The sequence below is a fragment of the Sphingobium sp. TomMM7A genome, assembly GCF_055397305.1.
Genome location: NZ_AP027311.1, coordinates 1,361,765 through 1,386,615 on the forward strand (window position 1 = coordinate 1,361,765; position 24,851 = coordinate 1,386,615).

At 61.4% G+C, this 24,851-nt stretch carries 29 protein-coding genes and 2 pseudogenes; 8 read left to right on the plus strand and 23 right to left on the minus strand.

The window, feature by feature from the left end:
* Nucleotides 1-4: 4 nt before the first annotated feature.
* The 4 genes from ACZ5ZH_RS06860 to ACZ5ZH_RS06875 are packed head-to-tail and all read right to left on the minus strand — an operon-like array spanning nucleotide 5 to nucleotide 2,786.
* On the minus strand, nucleotides 5-208 hold the full coding sequence (locus ACZ5ZH_RS06860) for a hypothetical protein (protein WP_464770990.1): 204 nt from the start codon (nucleotides 206-208) through the stop codon (nucleotides 5-7).
* On the minus strand, nucleotides 201-998 hold the full coding sequence (locus tag ACZ5ZH_RS06865) for an SDR family NAD(P)-dependent oxidoreductase (RefSeq protein ID WP_464770991.1): 798 nt from the start codon (nucleotides 996-998) through the stop codon (nucleotides 201-203). Before ACZ5ZH_RS06865 ends, ACZ5ZH_RS06860 begins: the two co-directional genes overlap by 8 nt.
* Nucleotides 985-2,199 carry a zinc-dependent alcohol dehydrogenase gene (locus ACZ5ZH_RS06870; RefSeq protein ID WP_464770992.1) on the minus strand — a complete coding sequence of 405 codons (1,215 nt, stop codon included), beginning with the start codon at nucleotides 2,197-2,199 and terminating at the stop codon, nucleotides 985-987. Before ACZ5ZH_RS06870 ends, ACZ5ZH_RS06865 begins: the two co-directional genes overlap by 14 nt.
* Nucleotides 2,199-2,786, minus strand: a complete 588-nt coding sequence (locus tag ACZ5ZH_RS06875) for an SRPBCC family protein (RefSeq protein ID WP_464770993.1) — start codon at nucleotides 2,784-2,786, stop codon at nucleotides 2,199-2,201. Before ACZ5ZH_RS06875 ends, ACZ5ZH_RS06870 begins: the two co-directional genes overlap by 1 nt.
* 182 nt (nucleotides 2,787-2,968) lie before the next feature.
* On the opposite strand from ACZ5ZH_RS06875, the gene ACZ5ZH_RS06880 reads away from it, so the two are divergent.
* Both ACZ5ZH_RS06880 and ACZ5ZH_RS06885 read left to right on the plus strand, forming a co-directional pair.
* Nucleotides 2,969-3,520 (plus strand): hemerythrin domain-containing protein, encoded by a 552-nt coding sequence (locus tag ACZ5ZH_RS06880; protein ID WP_464770994.1) that lies wholly within the window; start codon nucleotides 2,969-2,971, stop codon nucleotides 3,518-3,520.
* A 15-nt stretch (nucleotides 3,521-3,535) separates the two neighbouring features.
* Entirely contained in the window at nucleotides 3,536-3,790 is a 255-nt protein-coding gene (locus ACZ5ZH_RS06885; protein WP_464770995.1) for a hypothetical protein, read from the plus strand.
* Nucleotides 3,791-3,900: 110 nt separating this feature from the next.
* Here the strand turns inward: ACZ5ZH_RS06885 and ACZ5ZH_RS06890 are convergent, their stop codons facing one another.
* From ACZ5ZH_RS06890 to ACZ5ZH_RS06945, 12 genes are all read right to left on the minus strand, one after another.
* Entirely contained in the window at nucleotides 3,901-5,943 is a 2,043-nt protein-coding gene (locus ACZ5ZH_RS06890; RefSeq protein ID WP_464770996.1) for an NAD(+) synthase, read from the minus strand.
* A gap of 7 nt (nucleotides 5,944-5,950) precedes the next feature.
* Entirely contained in the window at nucleotides 5,951-6,493 is a 543-nt protein-coding gene (locus tag ACZ5ZH_RS06895) for a CinA family protein (protein ID WP_464770997.1), read from the minus strand.
* A gap of 475 nt (nucleotides 6,494-6,968) precedes the next feature.
* Complete coding sequence (locus tag ACZ5ZH_RS06900) at nucleotides 6,969-7,772, minus strand: quinoprotein dehydrogenase-associated putative ABC transporter substrate-binding protein (protein WP_464770998.1); 804 nt, start codon at nucleotides 7,770-7,772, stop codon at nucleotides 6,969-6,971.
* A complete protein-coding gene (locus ACZ5ZH_RS06905) occupies nucleotides 7,769-8,710 on the minus strand; it encodes a PQQ-dependent catabolism-associated beta-propeller protein (protein ID WP_464770999.1) in 942 nt (313 codons plus the stop codon). Before ACZ5ZH_RS06905 ends, ACZ5ZH_RS06900 begins: the two co-directional genes overlap by 4 nt.
* Before the next feature lie 173 nt (nucleotides 8,711-8,883).
* The gene (locus ACZ5ZH_RS06910) at nucleotides 8,884-9,780 is read right to left on the minus strand and encodes a cytochrome c oxidase assembly protein (RefSeq protein ID WP_464771000.1); all 897 of its coding nucleotides are present in this window, start codon (nucleotides 9,778-9,780) and stop codon (nucleotides 8,884-8,886) included.
* The gene (locus ACZ5ZH_RS06915; protein ID WP_464771001.1) at nucleotides 9,768-10,097 is read right to left on the minus strand and encodes a hypothetical protein; all 330 of its coding nucleotides are present in this window, start codon (nucleotides 10,095-10,097) and stop codon (nucleotides 9,768-9,770) included. Before ACZ5ZH_RS06915 ends, ACZ5ZH_RS06910 begins: the two co-directional genes overlap by 13 nt.
* Complete coding sequence (locus ACZ5ZH_RS06920) at nucleotides 10,097-10,711, minus strand: cytochrome c oxidase subunit 3 (protein ID WP_464771002.1); 615 nt, start codon at nucleotides 10,709-10,711, stop codon at nucleotides 10,097-10,099. The genes ACZ5ZH_RS06915 and ACZ5ZH_RS06920 overlap by 1 nt, the downstream gene beginning before the upstream one ends.
* Entirely contained in the window at nucleotides 10,711-12,651 is a 1,941-nt protein-coding gene (gene ctaD, locus ACZ5ZH_RS06925) for a cytochrome c oxidase subunit I (RefSeq protein WP_464771003.1), read from the minus strand. Before ctaD ends, ACZ5ZH_RS06920 begins: the two co-directional genes overlap by 1 nt.
* Nucleotides 12,648-13,646, minus strand: a complete 999-nt coding sequence (gene coxB, locus ACZ5ZH_RS06930) for a cytochrome c oxidase subunit II (RefSeq protein WP_464771004.1) — start codon at nucleotides 13,644-13,646, stop codon at nucleotides 12,648-12,650. The genes ctaD and coxB overlap by 4 nt, the downstream gene beginning before the upstream one ends.
* Nucleotides 13,647-13,843: 197 nt before the next feature.
* Complete coding sequence (locus ACZ5ZH_RS06935) at nucleotides 13,844-14,338, minus strand: c-type cytochrome (RefSeq protein WP_464771005.1); 495 nt, start codon at nucleotides 14,336-14,338, stop codon at nucleotides 13,844-13,846.
* Nucleotides 14,316-16,196 (minus strand): PQQ-dependent dehydrogenase, methanol/ethanol family, encoded by a 1,881-nt coding sequence (locus ACZ5ZH_RS06940; protein WP_464771006.1) that lies wholly within the window; start codon nucleotides 16,194-16,196, stop codon nucleotides 14,316-14,318. Before ACZ5ZH_RS06940 ends, ACZ5ZH_RS06935 begins: the two co-directional genes overlap by 23 nt.
* A 230-nt stretch (nucleotides 16,197-16,426) precedes the next feature.
* Nucleotides 16,427-16,603, minus strand: coding sequence for a DUF1810 family protein (locus ACZ5ZH_RS06945; RefSeq protein WP_464772611.1), 177 nt, complete (start codon nucleotides 16,601-16,603; stop codon nucleotides 16,427-16,429).
* Nucleotides 16,604-16,943: 340 nt separating this feature from the next.
* On the opposite strand from ACZ5ZH_RS06945, the gene ACZ5ZH_RS06950 reads away from it, so the two are divergent.
* Nucleotides 16,944-17,252 carry a hypothetical protein gene (locus ACZ5ZH_RS06950; protein ID WP_464771007.1) on the plus strand — a complete coding sequence of 103 codons (309 nt, stop codon included), beginning with the start codon at nucleotides 16,944-16,946 and terminating at the stop codon, nucleotides 17,250-17,252.
* Between the two features lie 15 nt (nucleotides 17,253-17,267).
* Nucleotides 17,268-17,891 (plus strand): general stress protein, encoded by a 624-nt coding sequence (locus ACZ5ZH_RS06955; protein ID WP_464771008.1) that lies wholly within the window; start codon nucleotides 17,268-17,270, stop codon nucleotides 17,889-17,891.
* Nucleotides 17,892-18,109: 218 nt separating this feature from the next.
* Here the strand turns inward: ACZ5ZH_RS06955 and ACZ5ZH_RS06960 are convergent, their stop codons facing one another.
* The 4 genes from ACZ5ZH_RS06960 to ACZ5ZH_RS06975 all read right to left on the minus strand — a co-directional run bounded on the left by ACZ5ZH_RS06960 (nucleotide 18,110) and on the right by ACZ5ZH_RS06975 (nucleotide 20,837).
* Nucleotides 18,110-18,673 carry a DNA-3-methyladenine glycosylase gene (locus ACZ5ZH_RS06960; RefSeq protein WP_464775158.1) on the minus strand — a complete coding sequence of 188 codons (564 nt, stop codon included), beginning with the start codon at nucleotides 18,671-18,673 and terminating at the stop codon, nucleotides 18,110-18,112.
* A gap of 18 nt (nucleotides 18,674-18,691) precedes the next feature.
* Nucleotides 18,692-18,883, minus strand: a complete 192-nt coding sequence (locus tag ACZ5ZH_RS06965) for a DUF3606 domain-containing protein (RefSeq protein WP_464771010.1) — start codon at nucleotides 18,881-18,883, stop codon at nucleotides 18,692-18,694.
* A gap of 118 nt (nucleotides 18,884-19,001) precedes the next feature.
* Entirely contained in the window at nucleotides 19,002-19,475 is a 474-nt protein-coding gene (locus ACZ5ZH_RS06970) for a low affinity iron permease family protein (protein WP_464771011.1), read from the minus strand.
* 420 nt (nucleotides 19,476-19,895) lie between these two features.
* Nucleotides 19,896-20,837: an IS110 family RNA-guided transposase gene (locus ACZ5ZH_RS06975; RefSeq protein ID WP_464771013.1), complete on the minus strand. Its 942-nt coding sequence runs from the start codon at nucleotides 20,835-20,837 to the stop codon at nucleotides 19,896-19,898.
* Between the two features lie 227 nt (nucleotides 20,838-21,064).
* Between ACZ5ZH_RS06975 and ACZ5ZH_RS06980 the strand changes: the two are divergent.
* Together ACZ5ZH_RS06980 and ACZ5ZH_RS06985 are read left to right on the plus strand one after the other, a co-directional pair.
* A pseudogene (locus ACZ5ZH_RS06980) lies at nucleotides 21,065-21,550 on the plus strand (transposase); the annotation flags it as partial.
* Between the two features lie 9 nt (nucleotides 21,551-21,559).
* Nucleotides 21,560-22,232: pseudogene (locus ACZ5ZH_RS06985) on the plus strand (IS6 family transposase).
* Here the strand turns inward: ACZ5ZH_RS06985 and ACZ5ZH_RS06990 are convergent.
* Nucleotides 22,222-22,404, minus strand: coding sequence for a hypothetical protein (locus ACZ5ZH_RS06990; protein ID WP_464771014.1), 183 nt, complete (start codon nucleotides 22,402-22,404; stop codon nucleotides 22,222-22,224). The pseudogene ACZ5ZH_RS06985 and the gene ACZ5ZH_RS06990 overlap by 11 nt on opposite strands.
* A 92-nt stretch (nucleotides 22,405-22,496) precedes the next feature.
* Between ACZ5ZH_RS06990 and ACZ5ZH_RS06995 the strand changes: the two genes are divergently transcribed.
* Nucleotides 22,497-22,625, plus strand: a complete 129-nt coding sequence (locus tag ACZ5ZH_RS06995; RefSeq protein ID WP_464772612.1) for a hypothetical protein — start codon at nucleotides 22,497-22,499, stop codon at nucleotides 22,623-22,625.
* 48 nt (nucleotides 22,626-22,673) lie between these two features.
* Here ACZ5ZH_RS06995 and ACZ5ZH_RS07000 read toward each other — a convergent pair whose 3' ends face one another.
* Both ACZ5ZH_RS07000 and ACZ5ZH_RS07005 read right to left on the minus strand, forming a co-directional pair.
* Nucleotides 22,674-23,048, minus strand: a complete 375-nt coding sequence (locus ACZ5ZH_RS07000; RefSeq protein WP_464771015.1) for a PilZ domain-containing protein — start codon at nucleotides 23,046-23,048, stop codon at nucleotides 22,674-22,676.
* 147 nt (nucleotides 23,049-23,195) lie between these two features.
* A protein-coding gene (locus ACZ5ZH_RS07005; protein ID WP_464771016.1) for an IS5 family transposase occupies nucleotides 23,196-23,950 on the minus strand; the annotation gives its coding sequence in 2 pieces (ribosomal slippage) (nucleotides 23,196-23,620 and nucleotides 23,620-23,950; 756 coding nt in all).
* Between the two features lie 650 nt (nucleotides 23,951-24,600).
* On the opposite strand from ACZ5ZH_RS07005, the gene ACZ5ZH_RS07010 reads away from it, so the two are divergent.
* Nucleotides 24,601-24,792 carry a hypothetical protein gene (locus ACZ5ZH_RS07010; protein WP_464771017.1) on the plus strand — a complete coding sequence of 64 codons (192 nt, stop codon included), beginning with the start codon at nucleotides 24,601-24,603 and terminating at the stop codon, nucleotides 24,790-24,792.
* Nucleotides 24,793-24,851 lie beyond the last annotated feature (59 nt).

Genomic DNA, 24,851 nt, shown 5'->3' on the forward strand with positions numbered 1-24,851 from the left:
GCATTCACGGACGGGAATCCCGCCGATCCTTTTCCGGATAATCTTCCGGCTTCACTGTGCCGACATTAGGACGATCCTCGACCTCCTCCTGTCGCTGGCCACCGCCTGTCCGTGGGTCCTCCTTTTCCCGTCCCGGCAGCGTGTCGCCCATCGGTCCGCGCGGCGTTTTGGCATTGTCCGGCTTATGCTGCCCTTCGCGTTCACTCATCGTCATGCTCCTCTGCCGTGCCAGGTTCGGCCATCTTGCGATGCTGCTCCGCCAGGATGGCGGCAGGCGTGACATGCGCGGCCGCGGCCTGAAGCTTGTTCTTCCAGCCCGACACGATATGCGCCTTGCCGGCCAGGAGCGCGTCCCAGCCGTTCTTGGCGACCTTGGCGGGATCATCCTTTTCGTCGGACCCGACCTTGGTATCCAGCATGTCCGCTCGGTCGAAAAATTCGGTCTCGGTCGCGCCCGGCATCAGGGTCGTGATGGTGATGCCATCAACATCCTTGATCTCATTCCGCAGCGCATCGGCAAAGCTGTCGATAAATGCCTTGGTCCCGTTATAGACCGCCTGGAACGATCCGGGCATAAACCCGGCGATCGAGCCGGTGATCAGTACCTTGCCCTCATTGCGGGCCACCATCGGCTGCACGACCTTCTGCAACAGATAGAGCGTGCCGGTGATGTTGGTATCGATCACTCGCCGCCAGTCCGCAACCTCCTGCTCCAGAAAGCCATGGCCCAGACCCCGCCCGGCATTGGCGCAGAGCAAATCCACCGTGCGCCCCTTCGCCGCGTCGATCAGTTTCTCGACGCCCTCCAGGGTAGCAAGATCAGCCTCCACCGCTTCTACTTCCCCGCCATGGCGACGGAAATCAGTGGCCGACGCTTCTATCAGCGGCTCGTCCGCCACGACCAGCAGGTCATAGCCATTTTGGGCAGCAAGATGGGCCAGCTCGAACCCGATACCTGTCGAGGCGCCGGTAATGATGGCGAATTTAGTGGCTCCCATGGCGGTTCTCCTCTTTCTGGCTAGCCGCCATGCCCGGTTTCAGCACGACCTTGGTCACTTCATTCTGATGATCGTGGAAGATGCGATATCCCTCCGCCGCTTCCTCCAGCGGCAGGCGGTGGCTGATGAGGAAAGTCGTGTCGATCTTGTCCTCCATGATCGCATTGAGCAGGGCGGGCATATAATGCTGAACATGGGTCTGCCCGGTCTTGAGCGTCAGACCCTTCTCCATGAAGGCGCCCAGCGGAAATTTATCGACGAAGCCGCCATAAACGGCGGGCATCGACACGCGCCCACCCTTGCGGCAAGCGAGAATTGCCTGGCGGATGCTGTGGGTGCGATCGGTGCCGAGGAAGGTCGATATCTTGATCTGGTCCCAGACATTGTCAGCAAAGAAGCCATGTACCTCCAGCCCAACGGCATCGATGCAAGCGTCGGGCCCGACGCCGCCCGTCATTTCCATTAGCGCGTCATAGGTCTTGGTCTGCTCGTAATTAATCGTCTGCGCGCCAAAGCGCGCCGCCAGTTCCAGCCTTCGCGGAAAATGGTCGATGGCAAGGACCCGCTCCGCCCCCATCAGGAAAGCCGACTGGACGGCGAACAACCCAACCGGCCCGCAACCCCAGACAGCGACGGTATCTCCCGGTTCGATCCCGGCATTCTCTGCAGCCATCCATCCGGTGGGAAGGATATCCGAGAGAAACAGAACCTTGTCATCTTCTACTCCATCGGGAATGACGATCGGGCCTACGTCGGAAAACGGCACGCGGACATATTCAGCCTGCCCACCGGCATAGCCGCCGGTCATGTGGCTATAGCCAAAAAGCCCTGACATGGGCTGGCCATAGATGGTCTGCGCGATGTCCTGATTGTCGGCGGGCAGGCCATTGTCGCATGCAGAATATTGATGCTTGCCGCAATGGAAGCATCCGCCGCATGCAATGGTGAAGGGCACAACAACGCGCTGTCCTTTTTGCAGCGTGGATTTCGGCCCTGTCTCGACCACCTCTCCCATGAATTCATGGCCCAATATATCGCCCGATTTCATTGTCGGGATATATCCGTCGTAAAGATGGAGGTCAGATCCGCAGATAGCCGTCGAGGTGATGCGGATGATCGCGTCACGGGGATTGATGATCTCCGGATCGGGGACCGTCTCCACCCGAACATCATGCTTGCCATGCCATGTCAGCGCCCGCATCAGACCTCCTCCTCAAATGCCTGACGGGTGCGCGCCGAAGTCGCTATCTCGCCCGTTTCCATGAGCTGCTTGAAGCGCCGCAAATCCCGCCGCGCCTGAATCGCCGGTTCTCGCTGAAACATTTTGGCAATTGCCTTGCCGATGATCCCGCCCGGCGGATCATAAAGTATCGTCGCGCTCACCCACGTCCCACGCCCGCCCGGCGCGTCGCGAAAGTCGATCCGGCCGCTATTGGGAACGTCAGCGCCATCCTCGGAAGCCCAGGCAATCGTCTCATCGGGCCTGTCCTCGGTAATGGCAGAAATCCATTCCACCGTCTTCCCGGCGGGCGCCTTCACCGTCCAGTGGGTGCGCCCCTCCGCCACCGGCACCACCGAAACAACATTTTCCATGAACCTCGGCAAATTGGTGAAGTCGCGCCAAAAGGCATATAGCTCCGCCCTGGGGCGATTGATCGTCACCGTCTTGCCGACCAGCGTATCTCCTTGGGGTTCGATAAGTTCGTCGCCCGCCTGTTCGCTATGATTTCCCTTGCTCGCGATAAGAGGTGCGTCGTCGCTTGCGAGCGGCGCCTTGTTGTCGGCCATGCTGAGCCTCCTGAAGTGATCAGAGCCCCAACCAGCGGGCGGCGACCTCGTTCCGTGTTTTCACGCCAGACCAGTGCGAAAAGACCTGCCTGATAATATAGGTCACGCCCCTCCTGCGACGGGCTGCGGAACATGTGCGAATAGCCATCGTTGACCGGACATCAGTCAAAGGGAGAAACCCCATGGCGCTTCATACCCATTATCCCTCACGATCCCAAAGCCTGCTACTCGGGGCGGGCCTCGCGGTTCTTGGCCTTGCGGGGCGCAAGCTGATGGTTCAGGCGCCCACCATGCTGGCAGGCGACTGGGACAAGGCGCTTGCTGCCGAACATAAGGCGGCTCTCGCCCTGTTCGATGCCCTCGCGGCAACCGACGATGCCGCCAGCGGCAGGCGTCGGCTGATGCTGATGCAGCTCAAACATGCTCTGGGCAAACACGCGCTGGAGGAGGAGAATGCTATTTACCCCGCCATGCGCGAACATGGAATGGAGGCGAAAGCTGACGCGCTCAACGGCGAACATGGCTATGTGAAGCAATATCTCTATGAACTGTCGGACCTTCTGGACGATAAACCGGCCTTTCAGCAGAAGCTGGCGAAGTTCCGCGCCGACATCGAACGGCATATGAAGCAGGAGGAGCAGGAACTGTTCCCCCTCCTGCGTCAGGCACTCGACGACAGCGCGACCGGCCGCCTCACACGGCGAATGAATCAGGAAGGGCTGAAACTGGCCTGACACAGGACGTGACCGATGAGTAACGAACATGCTGACAAGCGCGCCATAGCGACGAAGCAAACGCGCAATCCCAACATCTCCACGGAAAACCAGCCCAAGGGGTCAGCCCGGAGACCGAGCGACACACTCGACCGTCCGGAAGCGGACAATCGCGGCCATCGGGCCAAGGACGGTTCTGGCGTTGTCGAAGGCAGCGGCGCCTCGGCGGGGGGCGGCGGCAATCCGGAAGATTATGACAGCGACAGCGCCGGTGGAGGAAAAGCCCAATGACGGAGCACGTCACTGCCAGCATGGCGGTGCGCAAGACTGGCTACAATGTTTAGGTGTCGAGGACGCTAAGACTGCGGTCGCGTCTGTGAATTTTGGCCAGCATAGGCAGTTCAGTCGCCCGATGCCGGTCCCAACGCAGCGGCCAACTCGTCCAGCCAAAGATCCGCCGTGCCATCCGAAGGGGCGCGCCAGTCGCCCCGTGGCGACAGGGCGCCGCCAGAGGAGATTTTCGGCCCATTGGGCAGAGCCGACCGTTTGAATTGGCTGATGGCAAAAAAGCGGTGGACGAAATTGTCGAGCCAATGGCGGATGGTGGGCAGATCGTATGCGACCTTGCCGCTGTCCGGATAGCCCGCCGGCCAATCTCCCTCCTCGACATCCCGCCAAGCGTGCCAGGCTAGAAACGCGACCTTCGAAGGCAGCAATCCCTGCCGCACAATATGGTGCAAGAAAAAATCATTCAGCGCGTAGGGGCCGATCCGCGCCTCCGTGCTCTGCATCGCGCCGCTGGAATCGGCGGGGACGAGTTCCGGGGAGATTTCGGTGTTCAATATCGCATCCAGAATGCCGTCGGTCGCTTCGTCGAACTGGTCGGTGGCGATGCACCAGCGGATCAGGAACTGAATCAGCGTCTTGGGCACGCCGCTATTCACCGCATAATGGCTCATCTGGTCGCCCACGCCATAGGTGCACCAGCCCAACCCCAGTTCGCTGAGGTCGCCGGTGCCTACGACAAAGCCTCCACGCCGGTTGGCGAGCCGAAACAGATAATCGGTACGCAGGCCCGCCTGCACATTTTCAAACGTCACGTCATAGATCGGCTCGCCCCGCGCGAAGGGATGGTCCATATCCGCCAGCATCTGCCGCGCAGCAGGCCGGATGTCGATCTCCGCCCCCGCCACGCCCAGCGCGTTCATCAGCGCCCAGGCATTGCCCTTGGTCTGCTCACCGGTCGCGAAGCCCGGCATCGTATAGCCAAGGATCGTTGAGCGCGGCAGAGCCAGCCGGTCGCACGCCTTGGCCGCCAGGATCAGCGCATGTGTGGAATCGAGGCCGCCGGACACCCCGATCACGAAATGCTTGCCCGCCGTCGCGCGGAAGCGGGTGACGAGCGCCTCCACCTGGATATTGAATGCCTCGTAGCAATCGGCATCCAGTTCCGTCAGATCGGCGGGAACAAAGGGAAAGCGGCGCACCGACCGTCGCAGACCGACATCATCGCATCGCGGCTCGAACGGAAAGCGAAGCTTGCGAAAGCGCGTCTCCGGATGCCCGGCTGCCTCCACGCTGTCATTGAAAGTGCCGTTGCGCATTCTTTCCAGTCGCAAACGCTGGAGATCGACATCGGCATAGAGCACTTCCGGCTCATCGCCGAAGCGGCTCGACTCTCCCAGCAACTCGCCCATTTCATGCAGCATCGCCTGCCCATCCCACGCAAGGTCGGTCGTGCTTTCACCGGCACCCGCTGCGGAATAAGCATAGGCGGCAATGCACCGCGCCGATTGGGAAGCGGACAGCAAATGCCGGTCGCGCGCCTTACCGATGGTGATGTTGGACGCTGACAAATTGCACAGCAGCAGAGCCCCGGCCATCGCCCCCGATGTCGATGGCGGCAGCGGCGCCCAAAAATCTTCGCAAATTTCTACATGGAATATAAAGTCGGACTGTCCCTCGGCCGCAAAGAGCAGGTCGGTTCCGAAAGGCACGCTGTACCCCGCGATCTCTATCTCCAGGCCCGCCAGACCGGCGCCCGGCGCGAACCACCGCTTCTCATAATATTCGCGATAATTGGGCAGGTAGCTTTTCGGCACGACGCCGATCAGCGTGCCTTTTGCAATGACCAGAGCGCAATTATAGACCCGCCCGGCTCGGCGCAAAGGCGCACCCACCAGCATCACCGGCAGATCCCCGCTCGCCTCAATCAACCTTCCCACTTCCGCTTCGACCCTGTCCAGCAGGGCGTCCTGAAGATGAAGGTCGTCGATCGCATAGGATGACACGCAAAGTTCTGGAAAGAGAACCAGATCCGCGCCTTCTGCCGCCGTTTCCAGTCCCAGTTCCAACACCGCCGCAGCATTGGCCGCCACGTCTCCAACCGTCCCACGCGGAGTTGCGGCCGCGACCCGGACAAGACCGTGGCGATGGATCGACATGAAAGTTTCAGAAATGCCCAATGGCTTCCCCCATCATCTCCAGCGCGATCCGGAGCGATTTGATCCGCACCGGCCCGCGCCCGATATTTCCGAAATGCTCGACGCGGTGGACGGTCGCGCCATTGCGCCGGGCAGCAGCGAAATGAACGAGCCCGGCCTCATCTCCATCCGCCGCCGCACCAGCAAAGCCGGTAATGGCGACCGCAATGTCGGCATGGGATTGCCTGATCGCGCCCTCCGCCATGGCGATGGCAACGTCACGGCTTACCGCTCCGCAGGCATCGATCTGTTCCCGTCGAATACCCAGCAGCTCGCATTTTGCCTCCTCGCTATAGACCGCAAAGCCCCGCTCGAATGCATGGCTCGTCCCCTCTACATCGGTCAGTAACGAGGCGAGCAAACCACCCGTGCAACTTTCCGCCGTTGCAAGCCGCAGTTCCGCTTCACATGCTGCCTTCAGGACAGCCGCCGCGGCCTCCTCCACATCGTCGGGCAATATAGGGGACAGCGTTTCGGCTGGCCCCGTGTTTCCATCTCGCGATTCGCCCATGATGTGCGTTCCGATGCCTATCTCCCTCACTTATCTTCAAAGGATATGTGCTGCCCAAGTTCCGGGTCTGTCCGTTATGCATGTCAAATTTCACGTCGGTCGCGCCCCATCTGTCGTGACAGCCGACCAGGGGAGACTCGTTGAGCCAAAAAGCCACCGCGGCAGCGAGACTCATGGCTGAGAGATAGTGCTTGGAGAACTTGTCGTATCGGATGGCGAGCCGGCGGAAATACTTGAGCAGCGGACATGACTTGGACCCGGCAGTGGCCCATCTCGCGGCGTCGTTATACTGGATTGGACAATTACGGTTTCGGCGAGCGCGAATGACGTGGATCGTGCCCTGTTCGCGGGAGGCGGCCCTGATAGCTACAGTGGAGACCTTGAATCGATAGCGCCATGCAATCCAAAGGAATGACTGAGTCCGACCCTGAAAATGCCCAACTCAATGGATGGATCAACGCCTTGGTCCTAGTCTTTAGTTATTGCCGGGCCCGTCGACGAGAGGAACCCCATATTCGCGCAATATTTCCTCAATTCGTGCAGTGTTCTTGTTCAGCTGCCGCTCTATGGCGGTTTTAAGTTCAAGGTCCTCCTTCGGCAGGCCCATAGAAATATCATAAACCATCGGCAACTGAGCGTCGTCGAGCCAAGGCGTCACTCGCTCAAGTCGCAGGGGAACGGCCGAATGTCTGGCCGCCCAGCCAGCCAGCGGTCCCCAAACCAGGGCCGCGTCTATTTCGCCCTTCGCGACAGCCTCCACAATGGAGGCTGGCGGATTGGGCGCGTGATAATCTCCATAGAGAAGATATCCTCTGACATTCCGGACGTAGCCCCGCCTGGCCAGCGCATGAGCAGGCGGCGTGTTCATCCCGTCATCGCCCACCATCTGCACGCCCATACGTAGATGCCTGAGGCGCGGATCGTCCAGCGTCAGCCCGCCTAACGGGTCGCTCCGCCGGGTAACGAACATGTAGCTCGACCGGTAGTAGGGCCGCGTCGTCGCGAGCATCTCGATGCTTGCCACGACACCCGGCCAGACGTCGCACTTCCCTTCGCCGATCGTGTTGCGAACATAACCGCGCCGCTGTGCCCACCAGACATAGCGTAATTTGCGACCCATGCCCGTCGCGATCAGCCGCGAGATGCGATTTTCAAAGCCCTGCTCCGCCCGGTTGGAGAAGGGCAGATTGTTGGGATCGGCGCAGACGGTGAGCGTTCTTGGCTCCCCTCCTCGGCACGCGGCGAGCAGCAGCGCGGGCCAGATTGCATGCCACCTCATCGCGGGAGGGCCTCGACGCCCCAGGGCTTGCCATCGAACCGTACCCGTCGCAGCACGCGGTTCGCGCGAAGGTCGATTATAGTGATGTCGCCGGACAGGCCGCTCACGGCATACAAGCGGCGATCGTCCGGCGACAGCGCCAGCCCCCAGTTCCGCTTGCCGCTGGGAAAGTGGCGCACCACCTTCCATGTAGCCGGGTCGATCTCGGCGACCTGGTTGCCGCGCCCCATCGCGACGAAGGCGCGCTTGCCGTCGCGAGTCACTTCCATCTCGACCGCCTGCACGGTTTCCAGATCAGGGAAGGCAGTCACTAGGTCGATGATGTGTATGATCCGCCGTGTCCTGGCGTGGAACACGCTTATCGTCCCCCGTTGTTCGGACGAGACCCAAATCTCTCTCCCGCTTTTCAGGAACAGCACGTCGCGCGGCCGCGTGCCGACGATGACGCTGTCAAGCAGCCTGCCGGTCTTCGGGTCGATGAAATGCGCGGTGCTGGCCGCTTCGGATGTCGCCACGACAAGCTTTCCATCGGGGCTGATGCCAATACCCTCCGGCTCCGGCCCTACCTTGACCTCCCGAACGATGCGGCCGCTGGTCAGGTCCAGAAAAGAGACCGCGGCATGATCTTCATTGGCGATCACCAGCATCCTGCCGTCGGGACTGACGGCGAACCGTTCCGGATCGCTGCCCGAGGCATAGCTGCGCAACCGCCGACGGGAGGCGAGGTCCCATGCCTCGATTTGGTTGGCGTTGCTGGCCGCGACATAGAGCGTGCGGCCATCCGGGGAGCGGGCCATGCCGCGCGGACGTTGGCCGGTGCCCAACTCCCCTTCCCTGGCGCCCGAAGCACCGTCGATCAGGTGGACCGTGTTGGCGGCCTCGTCGGAAATGGCGACGACGTCCGGTCCTTCTTGCGCCGGGCCGCAGGCGGCGAGCATAAACGTAGCCGCAACGCATATCGGGAGCGTTCGGCCGTCTCGATCATTATCGCTTGCGGAACCGCACAACCGGGAGAGCCAGGCCCATGTCCCCTGAATATCCCAGCGCCGAGGACGAACCCGTCCATGCGCATGAGGCGAAGTGGCAAGGATGGGTGATTGCATTGGTGGTTCTAGGCTGCCTCGCCACGGCGGGTTACGCCATCGTGGAGACGTTCTGGGGCTAAACCGAGCGCGCGGGCGAGGAAGACAAGCGCCGCGCCTGCATGGAAAAGGCCACCGGGTATCCACATGATGAGTCCGGCCAGCTGCTGGTCCTCCGCCGGGCTGAGGCCGAAGGGCGTCATGCCCATTCGCACATAGGCGTCGTACCAGGGGTTGCCGCCAATCGCCATCAGCGCCCCCAGGCCGCCGCCGACCATGGACGTGATGAACAGGCACATGGCCGATGTCAGATAATCGGCCCGGCCCTCGGCGCGCGGCAGCATCGCCCACCAGAAGAGCAGAGCGGTGATGATGAAGCTCAGATGCTGGGCGACATGCCACGCATTCGTCAGGACGGCACGATCGAACAACGCCGGCATGTGCCAGATGATGAGCGCCACGGCCTGCAGCATCGTCGCGACTAGCGGGCTGCCCAGTCTGCGCCACAGCGAAAGGCGAACGATGGGAGCGACCATCTGCCTCCCTGCGGCGGGCAGGCCCCATAGCAGCACCGGCCCGGGTCGCGCCGAGACCATCAGCAACGGGGCGGGTAGCATGACCAGTTCATGCTCGACCATGTGCAGCGCGAAGCTCACCTCCCCCGCCTCGTGCAGCGGAGACAGGAGCGCACCCGCGAGGATGAGCCAGCCCAGCACGAAGAAGCAGGCGCGGCGGATCAGCAACCTGTACGTATGGCGCGAGCGGCTGATGAGCTTTCCGAGGCCCACGAGATAAAGCAGCAGTACCGCCGCCAGCGGGACCACGATATCGGGACTGAGCGTCCAGCCGATTTCATGCGCATGGACTTCATGCGCCAACGCGGGAGAAGCGAGCACGAGCGCAAGGATGAAAATCACGCGGCGCATGACGGCAGAATCATTCCGGCGGCCAGTTGCAGCAGGATCGCGAAGCTTGTCATCAGCGCGAGCAGCACGCCGGTAAGGGCAAGGAAGCTTCGCCCGCTCCGTTCCGAACCGCGCGAGGTATGCAAGCAATAGAGTCCGCCAGCAGCCGCCATGATGAGACCGAGAAGGCTGACGAATATGACGAATCCCCCGCCCCGGCTGGTGCAATCGTCGAACACGCTGTCGCTGCCGATCTGGTGCGATAATGTCCAACCGCCGATGGCGAGGAAGATGCCGATCAGGGGCTGAGGCCTGCGGAGGAGATCGAAGCGAGGCATCAGTTCACGAGCCTAGGCAACCAATAGAGCACAACATAGATGGGCAACCAGAGCAGCCAGACGAAACGCCAATAAACGGAGTTTTCGGAGCAATCGACGAACCGGCGGCCTTCGGTTCCGTGTGGGGTGAACATGAGGCCGGTCAGAACAAGCGTGTCGACCCAATCGGTCGCGATATGGGTGGTGTGGAGCAGCAACAGCAGCCAGATCGCGGAGCCGTAGGCGTTCTGGTGCCAGAGGATGTTGAGTGAGTTGAACTCAAAACCACGAATGACAAGGAGAATTAAACCGATCAGGCTGAGGAGGATGAGCAGCTTGCGGAGCTTGGGAAGGTCCTCGTTCTCCGCTGCCTTCTTGGCCAGGGTGTTAGGGAGCTCACTCATGAGAATGAGGATGGTGAAAAGCGTCCCGGCGATCAGGTTGGGCGGCAGGAAAGGCGGCGGCGGCCAGTAGCGTTCCTGGTTCAGAAGATAGAAATAGACCGCGATCGCCAGCGCGAAGGCCGTGCCTTCGATCAAGAAGAAGGCGATGATGCCCCACCATGTCAGCGATCGGTGCCCGAACGCATAGGTGGGCAGCGGGGCGAGATCGGTCGAGAAGCGGGGCTGTTCCATCAGTCTATCACCGGCTCGCCTTCGGGGCCGCGGTCCTTGGGCCAGAACCAGGCGATCAGCGCCGCCGCGATCGGGACGGATCCGATGACGACTGCCCAGGGCGTGAAGATGGAAGAGATGAACATGACCGTGGTGGCCAGCGCGGCGATCAGTGGCCAGAGCGTCGGAAGGGGCGAAGGTTCACGGACATCCGGCCGCGCTTCAAGAACGGTGGTGAGCAGCGCCTCGCGATCCTCAACGCGCAGGCCGTAAGCGACAGGCCGGTCTTCCCGCCAGAGCGGCGTGTTGTCCTGCACGATCGGGATGTGCGGATAATTATAGAGGGGCGGAGGCGAAGCTGTGGCCCATTCCAGCCCCGGCGCGTTCCAGGGGTTGGCGGGCGCTTTCTCTCCCCGGAATAGCGAGAAGCCGGCATTGGCGACGAAAATCAGGATGCTGAGCGCGAAGACCGCCCCGCCGATGGTGGAAATGAGGTTGAGCGTGTCCCAACCCATGCCCGCCGGATAGGTATAGACGCGGCGCGGCATACCCATCATGCCCAATAAGTGCATTGGAAAGAAGGTCGCGTGGAACGCCAGGAAGCTGAGCCAGAAGCCGATCTTCCCTAGGTCTTCCGACATCATCCTGCCGGTGATCTTCGGGAACCAGTAGGTGATCGCGCCCAGCAGCGGAAAGACAGCGCCGCCGATCAGCACATAATGGAAATGGGCGACGACGAAATAGCTGTCATGGACTTGCAGGTCGATGGGCACGCTGGCCAGCATCACGCCGGTCAGGCCGCCGATGACGAAGGTGACGATGAAGCCCACGACCCACAGCATCGGGACGGCGAAGCGGGGGCGGCCGGTCCAGATGGTCGTGATCCAGCAGAATATCTGGATGCCCGCGGGCACCGACACGGCCATGCTGGCGGCGGTGTAGAAGGCATAGCCCAGGCGCGGCAGGCCGGTCGCGAACATATGATGGACCCACAGGCCAAAGGCGAGCAGGCCGGTGGCGCACAGCGCCAGCACGATCCCCGCATAGCCGAAAGTCTGCCGCCCGGTGAACGCCTGCACGATTTCGCTGACGAAGCCGGTCGCGGGCAGGAAGATGATGTAAACCTCCGGATGGCCGAAGAACCAGAAGAGATGCTGCCAGAGCAGCGCATCGCCCATCTCATAGCTGTTGAAGAATTGGGTGCCGACCAGCCGGTCAGACAGCAGCATGCCCGAGGTGAGGGCGACCGACGGCATCGAGAATATCACCATCAGCGACACGATCAGCATCGACCAGACGAAGAGCGGAATGCGCGACAGGGTCATGCCCGGCGCGCGCGCTTTCAGAATGGTCGCCGTGATCGCCACGGCCACCGCGAGCGCGGCGACTTCGGTGAAGGTGATCATCTGCGCCCAGATATCGACGCGTTTGCCGGGGGAATATTCAGGGCCTGCGAGCGGCACATAGGAAAACCAGCCGGCATCAGGCCCGACATTGAGGACGAAGGCGATCCACAGCATCGTTCCGCCCGCCAGATACATCCAGTAGCTGAAGGCATTCAAACGCGGAAAGGCGATGTTGCGCGTGCCCAGCATCAGCGGAACGAGATAGATCGCCATCGCATCCATCACCGGCACGGCGAACAGGAACATCATCGTCGTGCCGTGCATGGTGAAGATCTGATTATAGCGATCCGGCCCCATCAGCGCGCGATCCGGCCCCGACAGTTGCAGCCGCATCAGCAGCGCGAGCACGCCGCCCAGCGCCAGGAAGACGATCGCCGTCACCAGATAGCGGCGGCCGATCGATTTGTGATCGACGCTGCGCATCCAGCCGAGCAGGCCCGGTCCGTCACGCCATGTATGGGCGAGCTTGCGGTGCAGCGCCTCGCCGGTAAGGTCCGGCCCATCGCGCAGATAATTGGCGGGATCGGGGCGCGGGTGAGGGGATTGGGCGTTCACCGCAGCGTCTCCATATAGGCCGTCACGGCGGCGAGTTCGGCGGGGCTGAGCGGCACCTTGGGCATGTTGTTGCCGGGCTTGGGTTCCTGCGGGTCCTTCAGCCATCGGGTCATGTTGGCATGGCTCGTCCGCAGCGTTCCCGCGGCGATCGTGCGGCGGCTGGCGACATGGCTGAGGTCAGGGGCCACGGAGCCGGATGCGGGTGTTCCCGCGATCGCGTGGCAGGATGCGCATTGCCGGGCCTGGAAGATCCTGAAGCCGGCAAGCGCCGGGCCGCCTGTGGGCGGCATGGGCGGCTTGAGTTGCGCGGCATACCAGCGTCTGAAATCGGCGGGGGTATCGACCGTGACGTCGAGCGCCATCTTGGCATGCTGCATCCCGCAAAATTCGGCGCATTGGGCGCGGAAGAGGCCGGGGCGCAGCGGGTGCAGGGTCAGGTCAGCCTGGCGGCCGGGAATAAGGTCCTGCTTGCCCGCCAGATTGGGAATCCACATGCTGTGGATCACATCGTTGGATTTGAGCAGGATGCGCGTCGTCACGCCTGCGGGAATGTGCAGTTCGTTCGCGGTGCGCACCATGCAGCTGGGGACGGCGGCCTTATATTTGACTTCCCACCACCATTGATGGCCGGTCAGTTCGATCTCCATCGCCGGTTTCTCGGCTTTGGCGAGGTTTCTGTCGGTCAGCCATGTGGCGATGGAGAGCCCGGCGAGGATCAGGGCGGTAACGGCGATGAAGGCGATGAGCGCGCTGCGCCATCCGGCCTCCGCGTGCGCTTGAGGTTCGCCCTGCAAGCCGCTTCCCTGCGCGCGGTGGCGGTAGCCGCGGAAGAGTGCGACCGCGAGGTAGAGCATGACCAGCGCGTAGATTGCGGCGGTGGTCCAGAAGAAGATGTCGAACAGGCCGCCGATCAGCGCGCCTTGCGTGCCGTCGCGGCCGTTGGTGGACTGGATGCCGGAGCAGGCGGTGAGGAGGAGGAGAGGCAATCCGGTCATGTGCCGTACTCCTGCGCAGGCGGGAGCATGGTGATACTCTAGGGCTTCAGGGTTACCTAACCTTCGTTCGCCCTGAGCCTGTCGAAGGGCATTTCTTTTCTTCAAGAAGTAAGGGGCTTCGACAAGCTCAGCCCGAACGGGGGAGAGGGGGTCCTGAACCAACCCATGTTGCTTAAGCAAGGCGGACATCAGGCGCATCATTGCCTCGCGCTGTCATGCTGGACGCTGACATGGCGCAGCGGCTTGCGCTCGTTCAGCGTGGCGGGTTCCATATTCGCGGGCTCTTCGGCGCGGCCCGCAAGCGCGTCCTGGCGGGTCTGTGCTGACAGCGAGCGAACATAGGAGGCGAGCTGCCATGCCTGATCCGGCGTGATGCGGTTGCGGAAGGAGGGCATGCCGTTCGGCCGCCCGTTCATGATGGTGGCCACGATCTGCTGCATGCTGCCGCCATAACGCCAGCGGTCATCGCTCAGCGCCGGGCCCATGCCGCCGCCGCCATGGGAGTGACAGCCGGAGCAATTCATCCAGGCGTAGAGCCGCTGTCCCTGCGACAGATGAAAGGCGTTGCCCGCGATAAAGGCGGCGCGGTTCGGCTTTTGCATCGCTTCGCTGCGATAGTCGCGCGTTTCGCGGCTGCATGCCGCGCTGGCGAGCAGGAGCAGCATGATGCTAGTGCGGCAGGCTAAAGACATAGAGCCTCCCTCCCGCTTTGCTTTTGCGGATGAGGTCGCCCATCGCGTTGACGAAGCCCAGCGCGGAGGTGGGATCGCCCGGATCGAGCGCGCCCGCCACGACCGCGCCGGCCCAGCCGCCGACGCCGGCGAAGATGGCGACATATTGGTGGCCGTCCGGCCCGCGATAGGTCATCGGCATGCCGATGATGCCGCTGTTGAGCCTATGCTGCCACAACAGCTTGCCGGAGCGCGCATCGACCGCCTTGAACCAGCCTTCCATGGTTCCATAGAAGACCACATCGCCCGCCGTCGCCAGCGCGCCGCTCCAGAGCGGCAGGTCCTCGCGGATGCGCCACACGGGACGCCGCGCGACCGGGTCCCAGGCGGTCAGGACGCCGCGATAACCGCCCGGCCCGGCATACATGCGGGCGTCGGCGCCGAGATAGGGGGTGCCCTCGATATAATTGGCCTCCGCCTCGCCCTCATCCATGCAGAGGTTGAGGTGGGGGATGTAAACGAGCCCGGTGCGGGGCGAAAAAGCCGAGGGGTTCCAGTCCTTGCCGCCCGGTGCGGCGGGGCAGATGAAGCGGGTGACGCGGCCGGGATGGGGCAGTTTACCGGGAGCCATTTGCGGGCGGCCACTGACCAGATCGACCTTCAATATGCTGTTCACATGGGCATAGGGATCGGCGGACAGCACCTGCCCCGTCTGCCGGTCGATCAGCAGGAAGAAGCCGGTGCGCGCGGGCCGGGCCAGCACTTTGCGCATCTTCCCCTGGAACGGCAGGTCCATAAGGATGCTCTCGTTCACATCGTCATAGTCGAACAGGTCGTGCGGGCTCGACTGGTAGAACCAGCGCGCCGCGCCTGTCCGCACATCGCGCGCGAAGACACCGGCGGTCCATTTATTGTCGCCCGGACGCTGGGTGGAATTCCATGGCCCCGGATTGCCGGTGCCATAATAGATCATGTGCAGTTCGGGATCATAGCTGATCCAGCCCCAGGGATTGCCGCCGCCGATGCGCCAGCCGTCCGGGTTCCATGTCTTGACGCCCAGATCCTTGCCCTTTTCGGCGGGATAGAAGGGCTTGAACTCGGGGCCGATCAGCACATCCTTGTCGGGGCCGGTGCTATAGGCTTTCCACACCACAGCGCCTGATCCGGCGTCAAGCGCGGTCAGCGATCCGCGCACGCCCATCTCTCCGCCCGAGGTGCCGACGAGGAGGCGCCCTTCGGCCAGCAGCGGGGCCATGGTGATGGTTTCGCCATGGCTGATCTCGCCCAGCTTAGTCTTCCAGACCTCATGGCCCGTGGCGGCGTCGAGGGCGATGGTGTTGCCGTCCAGCGTGTTGAAGAACAGCCGGCTGCCCCCATAGACCGCGCCGCGATTGACTACGTCGCAGCAGGCCACCCCTTGCGACGCCTGCTCAGGCTTTGGCTGATAATGCCATTTGACCGGATGGTGCGGCTTGGTGAGATCCAGAGCGTAAACATCGTTGGGATAGGGGGTGGTGACATACATGGTGTCGCCCACCACCAGCGGGGCGGCCTCGTGCCCGCGCTTGAGGCCGTCGTCGAACGTGAAGGCCAGTTTCAGCGACGCCGCGTTGCGGGTGTTGATCTCGCCCAAAGGGCTGAAGCGGGTGCCTGCGGGATCGCCAAGCTGCGCTGTCCACTGGCCGCTTTGGTCCGGCGTCAGCCAGCTTGGCGGGAGAGCTCGGGCAGAGGCGGAGGGCAGCAGCGCCAGCCGTGTCGCGTCGCCGCCAAAGCGGCTGCGCGCAGGATTCTGGCGGATGTCGATGGCGAACGCCATGGCCGCTACAAGCGCCGCGGAAGCGCCAAGCACGAGCGCCAAACGGGCGTGCGGCTTACGCATTATCCGCTGAACAGGGCGTTGGTCACGATTGGCTCTCTCACCCGCCCATCTTCCATGTGGCTAGACGAGCGGGAAACGAGAGCTTGGGCACGTTGGTTCCCGAAACGCACCGGCTCACCCGCCGACTTAATTTATGAGAGCAACAATCTGCCTGCTCACATCGGGCTCGCAAGCAGGACGCGGCGCCTCCCCTCTTCATCGCCCTACCAGCGATCCAGAGCCTCCGCGAACTAAGGGCAGCGAGCCGTGGCATCGAACAGGGTAAGCGATGAGCGCAGCTTCTTGGCGTCAATGCGCCCGAACACTGCAACAGGGTTGATGGTGCTCAACTGCTGCAGGGCTTCGACGCATTCGCGATAGCGTGGCCCAAGCAGCTCATGATCGAGATAGGCGTGGGGTTCGAAGATGTCATCGGGATATCGCTGGGCGAGGCGGGCGTGATGCGTTTCCGGCGGCGTTCAGCATCGGCGAAATGAAGGCGACGCGCTGGTCGATCACGTTTCGACGTCGCGAACGGCGTTTTCCAACCGGAACGGTGAAGCACTGTAAACCGTTGCCCACCTGCCTCTTACAGCGGTAATCCCACAGTTCTCAGTCCCTGTTCAAAAACCGCATCAGGCTGGGCCTGCGCGGCCTTGATCTGCCTGCCGCCGATCAGAGCAGGAAGGGGCAATCCGTTACTTCGAGCGGACAGGACACCTTTTCCGGCTCTCCTGCGTTAGAGGCACGTCTAATCAGGAGAGAGCCATGAAAATGACAGTTATAATCGCCGCCGCCGTCCTTGCCGCAGCGGGAGGGTCCGCGATGGCGCAAGACAGCAACCCAGCAATCAAGGACAGTACTGTCGCCCATGTGGGACACGCAGCTGAAGGGGCGAACTCTTTCACTGAAGATCAGGCTCGGGGTCGACTGACTAAGGCCGGCTACACAAAAATCAGCGATCTTAAAAAAGACGATAATGGGCATTGGGTCGGTACCGCAGTTAAAAGAGGAATGAAGGCCCATGTCGCGCTAGATTATAAGGGCAATGTGAGCGTCCTTCAGGCAAAGAAGTAAATGGGAGAGATCATCATGACCAAGACTGTAACCCGTCTGTTCGATGATTACAGCGAGGCTCGAGCCGCTGTTCGTGCTTTGGAAAGCGCTGGATTTCAGCATGACGATATCAGCATTGTCGCTAACAAGGATGCCTATGGCAGACATGATCGCGACAATGACAGCGTCAATGAGGATGGCGATGTAACCCGCGGCGCGGCGACGGGCGCTGTCCTTGGCGGCGTTGGTGGCTTGCTTGCTGGTTTGGGCCTTCTCGCAATCCCCGGGCTTGGCCCTATCGTGGCTGCTGGTTGGTTGGCTTCGACGGCAGCAGGCGCGGCCATTGGCGGCGTCGGCGGCGCTGCCACGGGCGGCATCGTCGGCGCTCTGAAGCACGCGGGCCATGACGATGACGAGGCACATGTGTATTCCGAAGGCGTTCGTCGCGGCGGGACTTTGGTCTCTGCCCGCGTGCCTGACGAACGGAGGGCTGAGGCCGAGACTATTCTGATCCGGCATAATTCGGTGGATGCCGCCACGAGGGGCGCTGCCTATCGCGAAAGCGGATGGACGGCGTTTGACCCAGAGGCGGATCCCTACACAACAGAGCAGATCGACGCAGAACGCAGCCGATACACGACGCCTCGCCAAAGCCTGTAGTGGCGCCCGAACGCCACGGCTGCGAGATAATGAGAACGATAAAAGATGCTCCGCCATTCGTGGCGGGGCATTTATCGCGCATGAAAGAGGCGGTGTCAGTTGACCCGGGTAAATTTCAGTGAGATACTGAATTTTGACCTAGCTAGGAATAAAACCAAATAACTGCTTGGCGTTGTCACGGCGCCGACGAATCTTCAGCCTCGCGCCTTCTGCGGCCATCAAGTTGGATTTGAAGCGAATGGGCGGCTCAAGAAATCGGAGCTTTCCAGTCCAAAGCGCCAGGCCGTGTCAATACCCACGCTAATTCCTATGCGGGATCCGGCCACCGTGGACGCCACGTCACCCTTCAGCAGTTGGAATGGGTGTTCAAAGAGCGATAGGCCATTGAAAGAACCGTCAATTCCCAAAGCCTTGCAAAGCCGCCCAGGCCCAGAGCAAAGTCGGCGCAACTCGGTGGCGCCCCGCCGGGAGCGCATCTCTTCGATCCCATATATTGGCTCAAGCGCGCGTATAAATACCGCGCTTCCACGAATTCCGCAGACCACGTTGAGACACCAGTGCAGCCCGTAAATGCGATAGATATAGGCGCGGCCCGGTGGGCCAAACATGACCGCGTTGCGCCGCGTCTCGCCTTTGTAGCTGTGAGAGGCAGGGTCATCGGCATCATAGGCCTCGGTCTCCACTATACGCCCGCCGACGCCATCGGACAGAATCGTGACCCCGATCAAAGCGCGCGCGACACTTGGAGCGTCACTGACGAAGAAGTCAGGGTCGAGGCGCAAAGGTTCGATCGTTGGGGATCAACCTCCTTTCTTCAGCTTCTCGGCTGCCTCGTTAAGCTTTGCCCGATCACTGCCGACCCGTTTGATCAGGCTTTCGGCGTCGCTCCGGCTGATCCCATGCTTGCGCGCAAAATAGCTTACCTCATATCCCTCCGACGATGACACCTGCCGCCGATCAGCTCCGCCACGTTTGCTTTTATTGTCTGCCATAGATGCTCTCCTAGTCTGTCGGATGAAGAATCCGTAGACGCAGCCACAGTTCCATCATGCGAACAGGCCGCTCATCGCCACTTTGCAAAATTTGGGCCCGATTGGCGGCACGCACATTTTAAGAGCTATTCAGTGCGCCCGCGCCGTTCTGGGTAATAGGGATCCAGATGGGCATGACGCGCGGCCATGGTGACAGAGGGAAAAAGCGGGCTACAGATCGCAGCCGATATTTAATCCTCCTGATGCAGCCGTCCTGCGCTTTCTTCGACGGCCGCGCGCATCCGCTCAATCTCTCCTCGCTGCGGTTCTCCAAACCAATCAGGGTATTGCGCGCGTCATGGTTTAGCTTGATCAACTCATCAATTTTCGCCTGAAGGGCGGCACCGTCGCGATTCTGGGTGGCCTGGAGGATTGGCAGCAGGAGCAAAGTAACGATACTGATGGCGAGATTGGCGCCGCCAAAAAAATGGTCGTCGCCAGACACGTAGGCAAGGACGCCAAGGCCTGAGATAATCATACACGCCATCAACATGCTGGGCCGCCCGGAGAAGCGGGCGCACCCTGTTGCTATCCGATTGAACAAACCTGCCATCTTAGCAGCCCGCCTGCCTCTCCGAACTCATGATCTCAGCCACAGCGTCATAACTTTCCTGAAGCTCCAACTGCCGCCCATCGGGAAACATGATGAGTGTTCCGCCAACGCCTTGTTGGAAATAATCCACCTGATCCATATTGATAGTTACAAGATTGCCGTCACACAGGGGTAAACTCAGCTACCATCGCCTCATTCCTACCAGACTGCACACCAGCATCCGTTGCGATGCATCAACAAACTGCCGAGGTTCTTGGTTCCTGCTCGCCACTGCAAGCGGTGGACCTTTCCGATTGTGCAACCGTTTCGACAAATACCAGTTACCAGGAGCAGACAATGAGCACCGACAACACCATTTCTACCTCAACAGCTCATTAAAACGACGCTCGACAGCATGAATGGTTAGAGTATCCGTGATGATCAAGCGCGTGATTGCTGCCAGAGGCGATCTGCTTTGAGCAGGGCATTGGCCGTGACGACGAGCTTTCGCATGACAGCAGTGATGGCGACCTTGGCTGGTTTGCCAGCGGCGACCATCTGCTGATATTTGGATTTGAGGTCGGGATTGAAGCGGGCGGCGATCAGCGCTGGCATGAAGAGGGCCTGCCGCACATTGGAGCGGCCGCCACGAATGAAGCTTTTCCCTTTCCATTGACCGGATTGGCGCGCGACAGGAGCAAGCCCAGCGAGCGACGCGGCTTCTTTGCCGTCAAGGGTGCCCAGTTCGGGCATGGTGACGATGAGTTGGTTGGCAGTCAGCGTTCCCAGGCCCGCGATACTGGTCAAGATTTGATGGCGGCGGGTTAATGCGGCATCGGCGGCGATGATGCTGGCGATCTGGGCGTCGAGCGCCTCGATATGTAGGTCAATTTGTTTGAGCCGCTGCTCGCACTGGCGCTTGAGCAATGTGATAGTGAGATTCTTCTTCCGGTTCTTGAGCGCGGTGCGATCGCGCACCAAGCCATCACGGGCATTGATGAGCTCAGCCAACTGAGCCTGCTGGGCGCTTCTTGCCGGTCGCACCGGAGGGCGCAGGGTAGCGGCCATGCGGGCAAGCAGCATGGCGTCAATGCGATCAGTCTTCGCCAGCGTACCGGTGGCCTGGGCAAAGCGCCGCGCGCGTTCGGGATTGAGCTTCACGCACGGCCAATCGGCCAGCGCCACCTCAAGCGCGCGGTGGTATGTTCCAGTGGCCTCGTACGCGATCCGTTCGACCTGCCATTGTCGCAGCCAGGCGATCAGGGTTTTGTGGCCTTTGGCCGTGTTGGCGAATTGGCGCTCTGCGCCGGCGGGATAGGCATGGCAATCGAGGCTCGCTTTGGAGATGTCGATGCCGATCGTCTGTGGTAGATTGTCGCTCATCTTTTCCGCTGTCCCATGCTTGTCATCCGGGCCTTGCAGCCCCGGTATCCGTTCGGGCCTGATGGAAAAGAAAGGGGCGATCCCACTCTAACCCGATCCCTCAACGATCGGCAGTTTCGCGATCCGTCCCCTTCCGCCCGTTCCGGGGTGGCCACCCCGGAACGGGCATCGCATCATGACCCAAACGGACGGCAAAGTCATAAGACAAGCAGTTTCGACCGTTATGAATCGATGAGGGATTCCCCTCCGGGCTGAGCTGCCAAGGAGCGGCGGCGCGCTTTGGGGTTGCGCCATTGACCGCCATTCCCTGGCAGGTGCAGCGTCTGGAAACCGGCGCCTTCGGTCCCAAGCGGAAGGCGGCGACTTGCGATCCCGCCGAGTGGAAGCGCGAGCCGCCAACATCCTGGCCTTGTGGGGGGCGCGCAAGGGCATCTCGCTCGAAGAGCTGCGCATTACTTTGGCCGAAGCGGGGGTGACGGTGTCGGTTGCCGGGCTGCACCGCTTCTTTGCGCGGCGGGGCATGACGCGCAAAAAAAGACTGGGCATGGCATCGAGCAAGACCGCCCCGACGTCCTGAGGCAGCGCCACGACTGGTTCGAGAACCAGGTCGAGCTGGAGCCGGAACGCTGGTGTTCATCGACGAGACGTGGACCGCCACCAACATGACCCGCAGCCACGGCCGGGCTCTGTCAAAGCAAACTTCGGCGGGGTATTGGTGGGCGATGAGCAAGCCTGTCGTCAGCCCGTTTCGGTACTTCAACTCCTCGCCGGAGGTAATCCGGTTGGTGGTCATGATGTATGTTCGCCATCCTCTGTCGTTGCGGAATGTCGAGGATCTGCTCTTCGAGCATGGCATCGACATATGTCGAGACCGTGCGGCTTTGGTGGAACAGGTTTGGTTCCCTTTTCGCCGGAGAGATACGGGGTCAGCGGATCAGCCGAATGCAAGGCTTTCGTCACTGGCGGTGGCACCTCGACGAGATGTACGTCAAGCTGAATCACAGGCGAGGTCCTCGAGAGCTATGTCACCAAACCCGCGATAAACAGGCCGCCCTCGCCTTCATGAGAAAGGTGCTGAAGCAGCATGGTTCACCGGACAAGATCGTTACCGGTGGTTTGCGATCCTATGGTACGGCCATGACCGACGTGGGCAATCGCGAGAAGCAGAAGATTGGCCGTTGGGCCAACAACAGGGTGGAGAACAGCCGCCTCCCCTTCCGAAGACGAGAACGGGCCATGCTCCGGTTCAGACGGATGCAATCGCTGCAAAAGTTCGCATCGGCTAATGCTAACGTCCACCACCAATTCAATTTCGAACGCCCTCTCATCGATCAACAGACTTACAAGGAACGACGCTCGGCCGCTCTGGTCGAATGGCAGATCATCATGGGCTGAGGATCACGCCCCCCTGCCCTAGCCTTGCCAATCGGAGACTAGTTGCAGTTGGACTGACAGCACCCTTGGGGCCTTTTGCATCCCGGCCGGTTGCCTGAAGATGCCCGTGTGCGTCCGGGCAGATCCAGACATCTTTGTAGGCCGGTGGAACGGCAAGCTTGCGAATGCGCAATAGCGTTTCAGCATCCTTGACCGGCTTCCCGTCGGGCAGAAGATAATGAAAACCTTTTCCTCGTTTGTCAGCACACCTCGGCCTCGCTTCTGATCCAAGAGAATGCGGCGCCCGAAGTCTGCACTGATCTGCAAGCCTGGTTTGAAAGGGCCGTCCCAGAGGATACTAAAGCCGTGCTTCGTGAACTTTCTTACGCAACGCGAGCAGCACTCGAAGCATAGCCTGGGTTGAGGATCTAGCGTCGTCTTCTGCACGGCCTTTGTCTGAAACTAGCAACTAATTCTGACCGCCGGCCGCCGACACTCAAGCGGCGGTCGGAAAAGACTGGGCACCTCATAGCCGCCCCGGGGTGTGCCGGCGACCGGCCTCACAACCCCAGTGGGATCGACGAGCTTATTCAGGCGCACGCCAAACCCATCTCCCATTCGCCAAACTATCAAACCGTCAACGGGAGGAAGGTTCGGCAAAACAATTCTGACCAATTCACCCGGCTCGACGGCGTGGAGGCATTTGCCGCCCATACCTCCTTCTGAAATGTTGCGCACGAGGACGTCCACGACGCCCAACCGGGGGTGCTGCATCTGGGCTTTGAGCAGTCGGCCTGCTCGTAGCGACGAGCGCTTATGTGAAACGGCATCGTTCATCTCTTCGACTCCGATCAAGCAAACCCCTGGATATGGATATCATCAGGCGAACGCGGGGCCTACGCACGCACGTTAAACAACAGTTCGTTAACTCACATTCTTTGAGTTAACGGCACGGGAAACAGAAGCTCCTTCTAGGGCTGGGACTCACAACCACCACATGATGGCGGCGGCGAGATGGATTGCGCCGAGGAAGTTGTTGGCGATGCGGTCATAACGGGTTGCGAGCCGCCGACAGTCCTTGAGGCGGCAGAACATCCGCTCGATGGCGTTGCGGCCCTTGTAGAGGGTCTTGCTGAAGCAGCTTTTCCTCAGACGCGTGCGCTTTGGCAGGATGTTCGGGACCGCGCTCTGGCTCTCGATCAGGTCGCGGACACGATTGGTGTCGTAGGCACGATCGGCGTGGACGATGCACCGCTCGGGCAGGTTGCCCAGCAGATGCTCGGCCGCGCGGCAGTCGGCCGCCTGCCCTGGCGTCAGGTGGAAGGCGAGCGGCCGGCCGTATCTGTCTGTGATGGCGTGGATCTTGGTGTTGCGGCCGCCCCGACTGCTGCCGATCGCCTGCGCGTGAGCCCCCCTTTGCCGCCTGCCGCCGAGCGGTGTGCTTTCACATGCGTGCTGTCGATCAGCACCTCGGCCGGTGGGCCGCCTGCCGCCGCCAGTATCTCGAAAACATCGCGCCACACGCCCTTTGCCGCCCAGCGCACACACCGGTTGTAGAGCGTCTTGGGCGGACCGTAGAAGGCCGGCGCATCCTTCCACCGACAGCCGGACTGAAGCACGTGCACGATGCCGCTGATGACCCGCCGATCATCGACCCGCGGCACGCCTCGGGGCTTGTTCGGCAAAAGCGGCTTCAACCGCACCCACTGCTCGTCGCTCAACCAGAACCCGTCCGCCATCCCAACCTCCGTATTAGCGAAGACGGTGAATCACAACCGGGCCGACTTGTGAATCCTGTTTATAGGTCCCAGCCCTAAAGCCATCGCGTGTGTGATCTCGTTATCCACTCGCCAGCCTCTGGTGCGGCGTCGACCAGGATCGGCGGCATGGTCGGGATCCTGGTGGGGGGATCCACTGCGCCAACTTCATTCCGTGACCCCTGCTGACCGAATCGAACTTCGCTATGACGGAGCGCTCGCCGGTTTTCGGAAGGCACAAAGATGTTCGCCCTTGTAGAGACTTAGATCGGGGGCGAAACGAACAGTGGCAGCGCGTCGCTCCGGCATGGTAGAAGAGCTTTAGGCGCAGGAGCCGGGGTGATGAGCGAGACCACTTCTGAGTACCATCGTAGACGCGCGGCTGAGGAAACGGCGGAGGCCGCTATTCACTGCGATGATATCACTGCCGAACAACATCGGCGCCTCGCCAGGCAGCATCTGGCGTTGGCAAGAGAAGCGGATAAACTGGAACGGAATGGCTCGGGTGAAGGGGAAAGAACCCCGTCACGGCCACCCGAAACGGGACTCTAGTGGTTTATTATTACGTCGGCCAGCCGCCCTGCTTCGCTTGATCATCGCCGCGCGATTCGTCGGGTGAAGCCGTCCACGTGATGACTTCTCTGCCTGGCGCTGCTTTCTATTTCCCGCGGACTTTGTGCCTAATCGATCTGGATACGCCGGCGCCGTTTCTGGCTGCCCTGGCGGGGCAGTCTGATCCGGGGCGCACACTATATGAAGTCCGCATGGACCTGATCGGGATTCGGCTGAAACGGCAGCTGGATGGAACGGGTAAGGAGCCGTAAGTCCGTTCGACGACGTTCGCCCTTTTGTCCTCATGCTCCGGATGCTTCTCTCCGCTGAT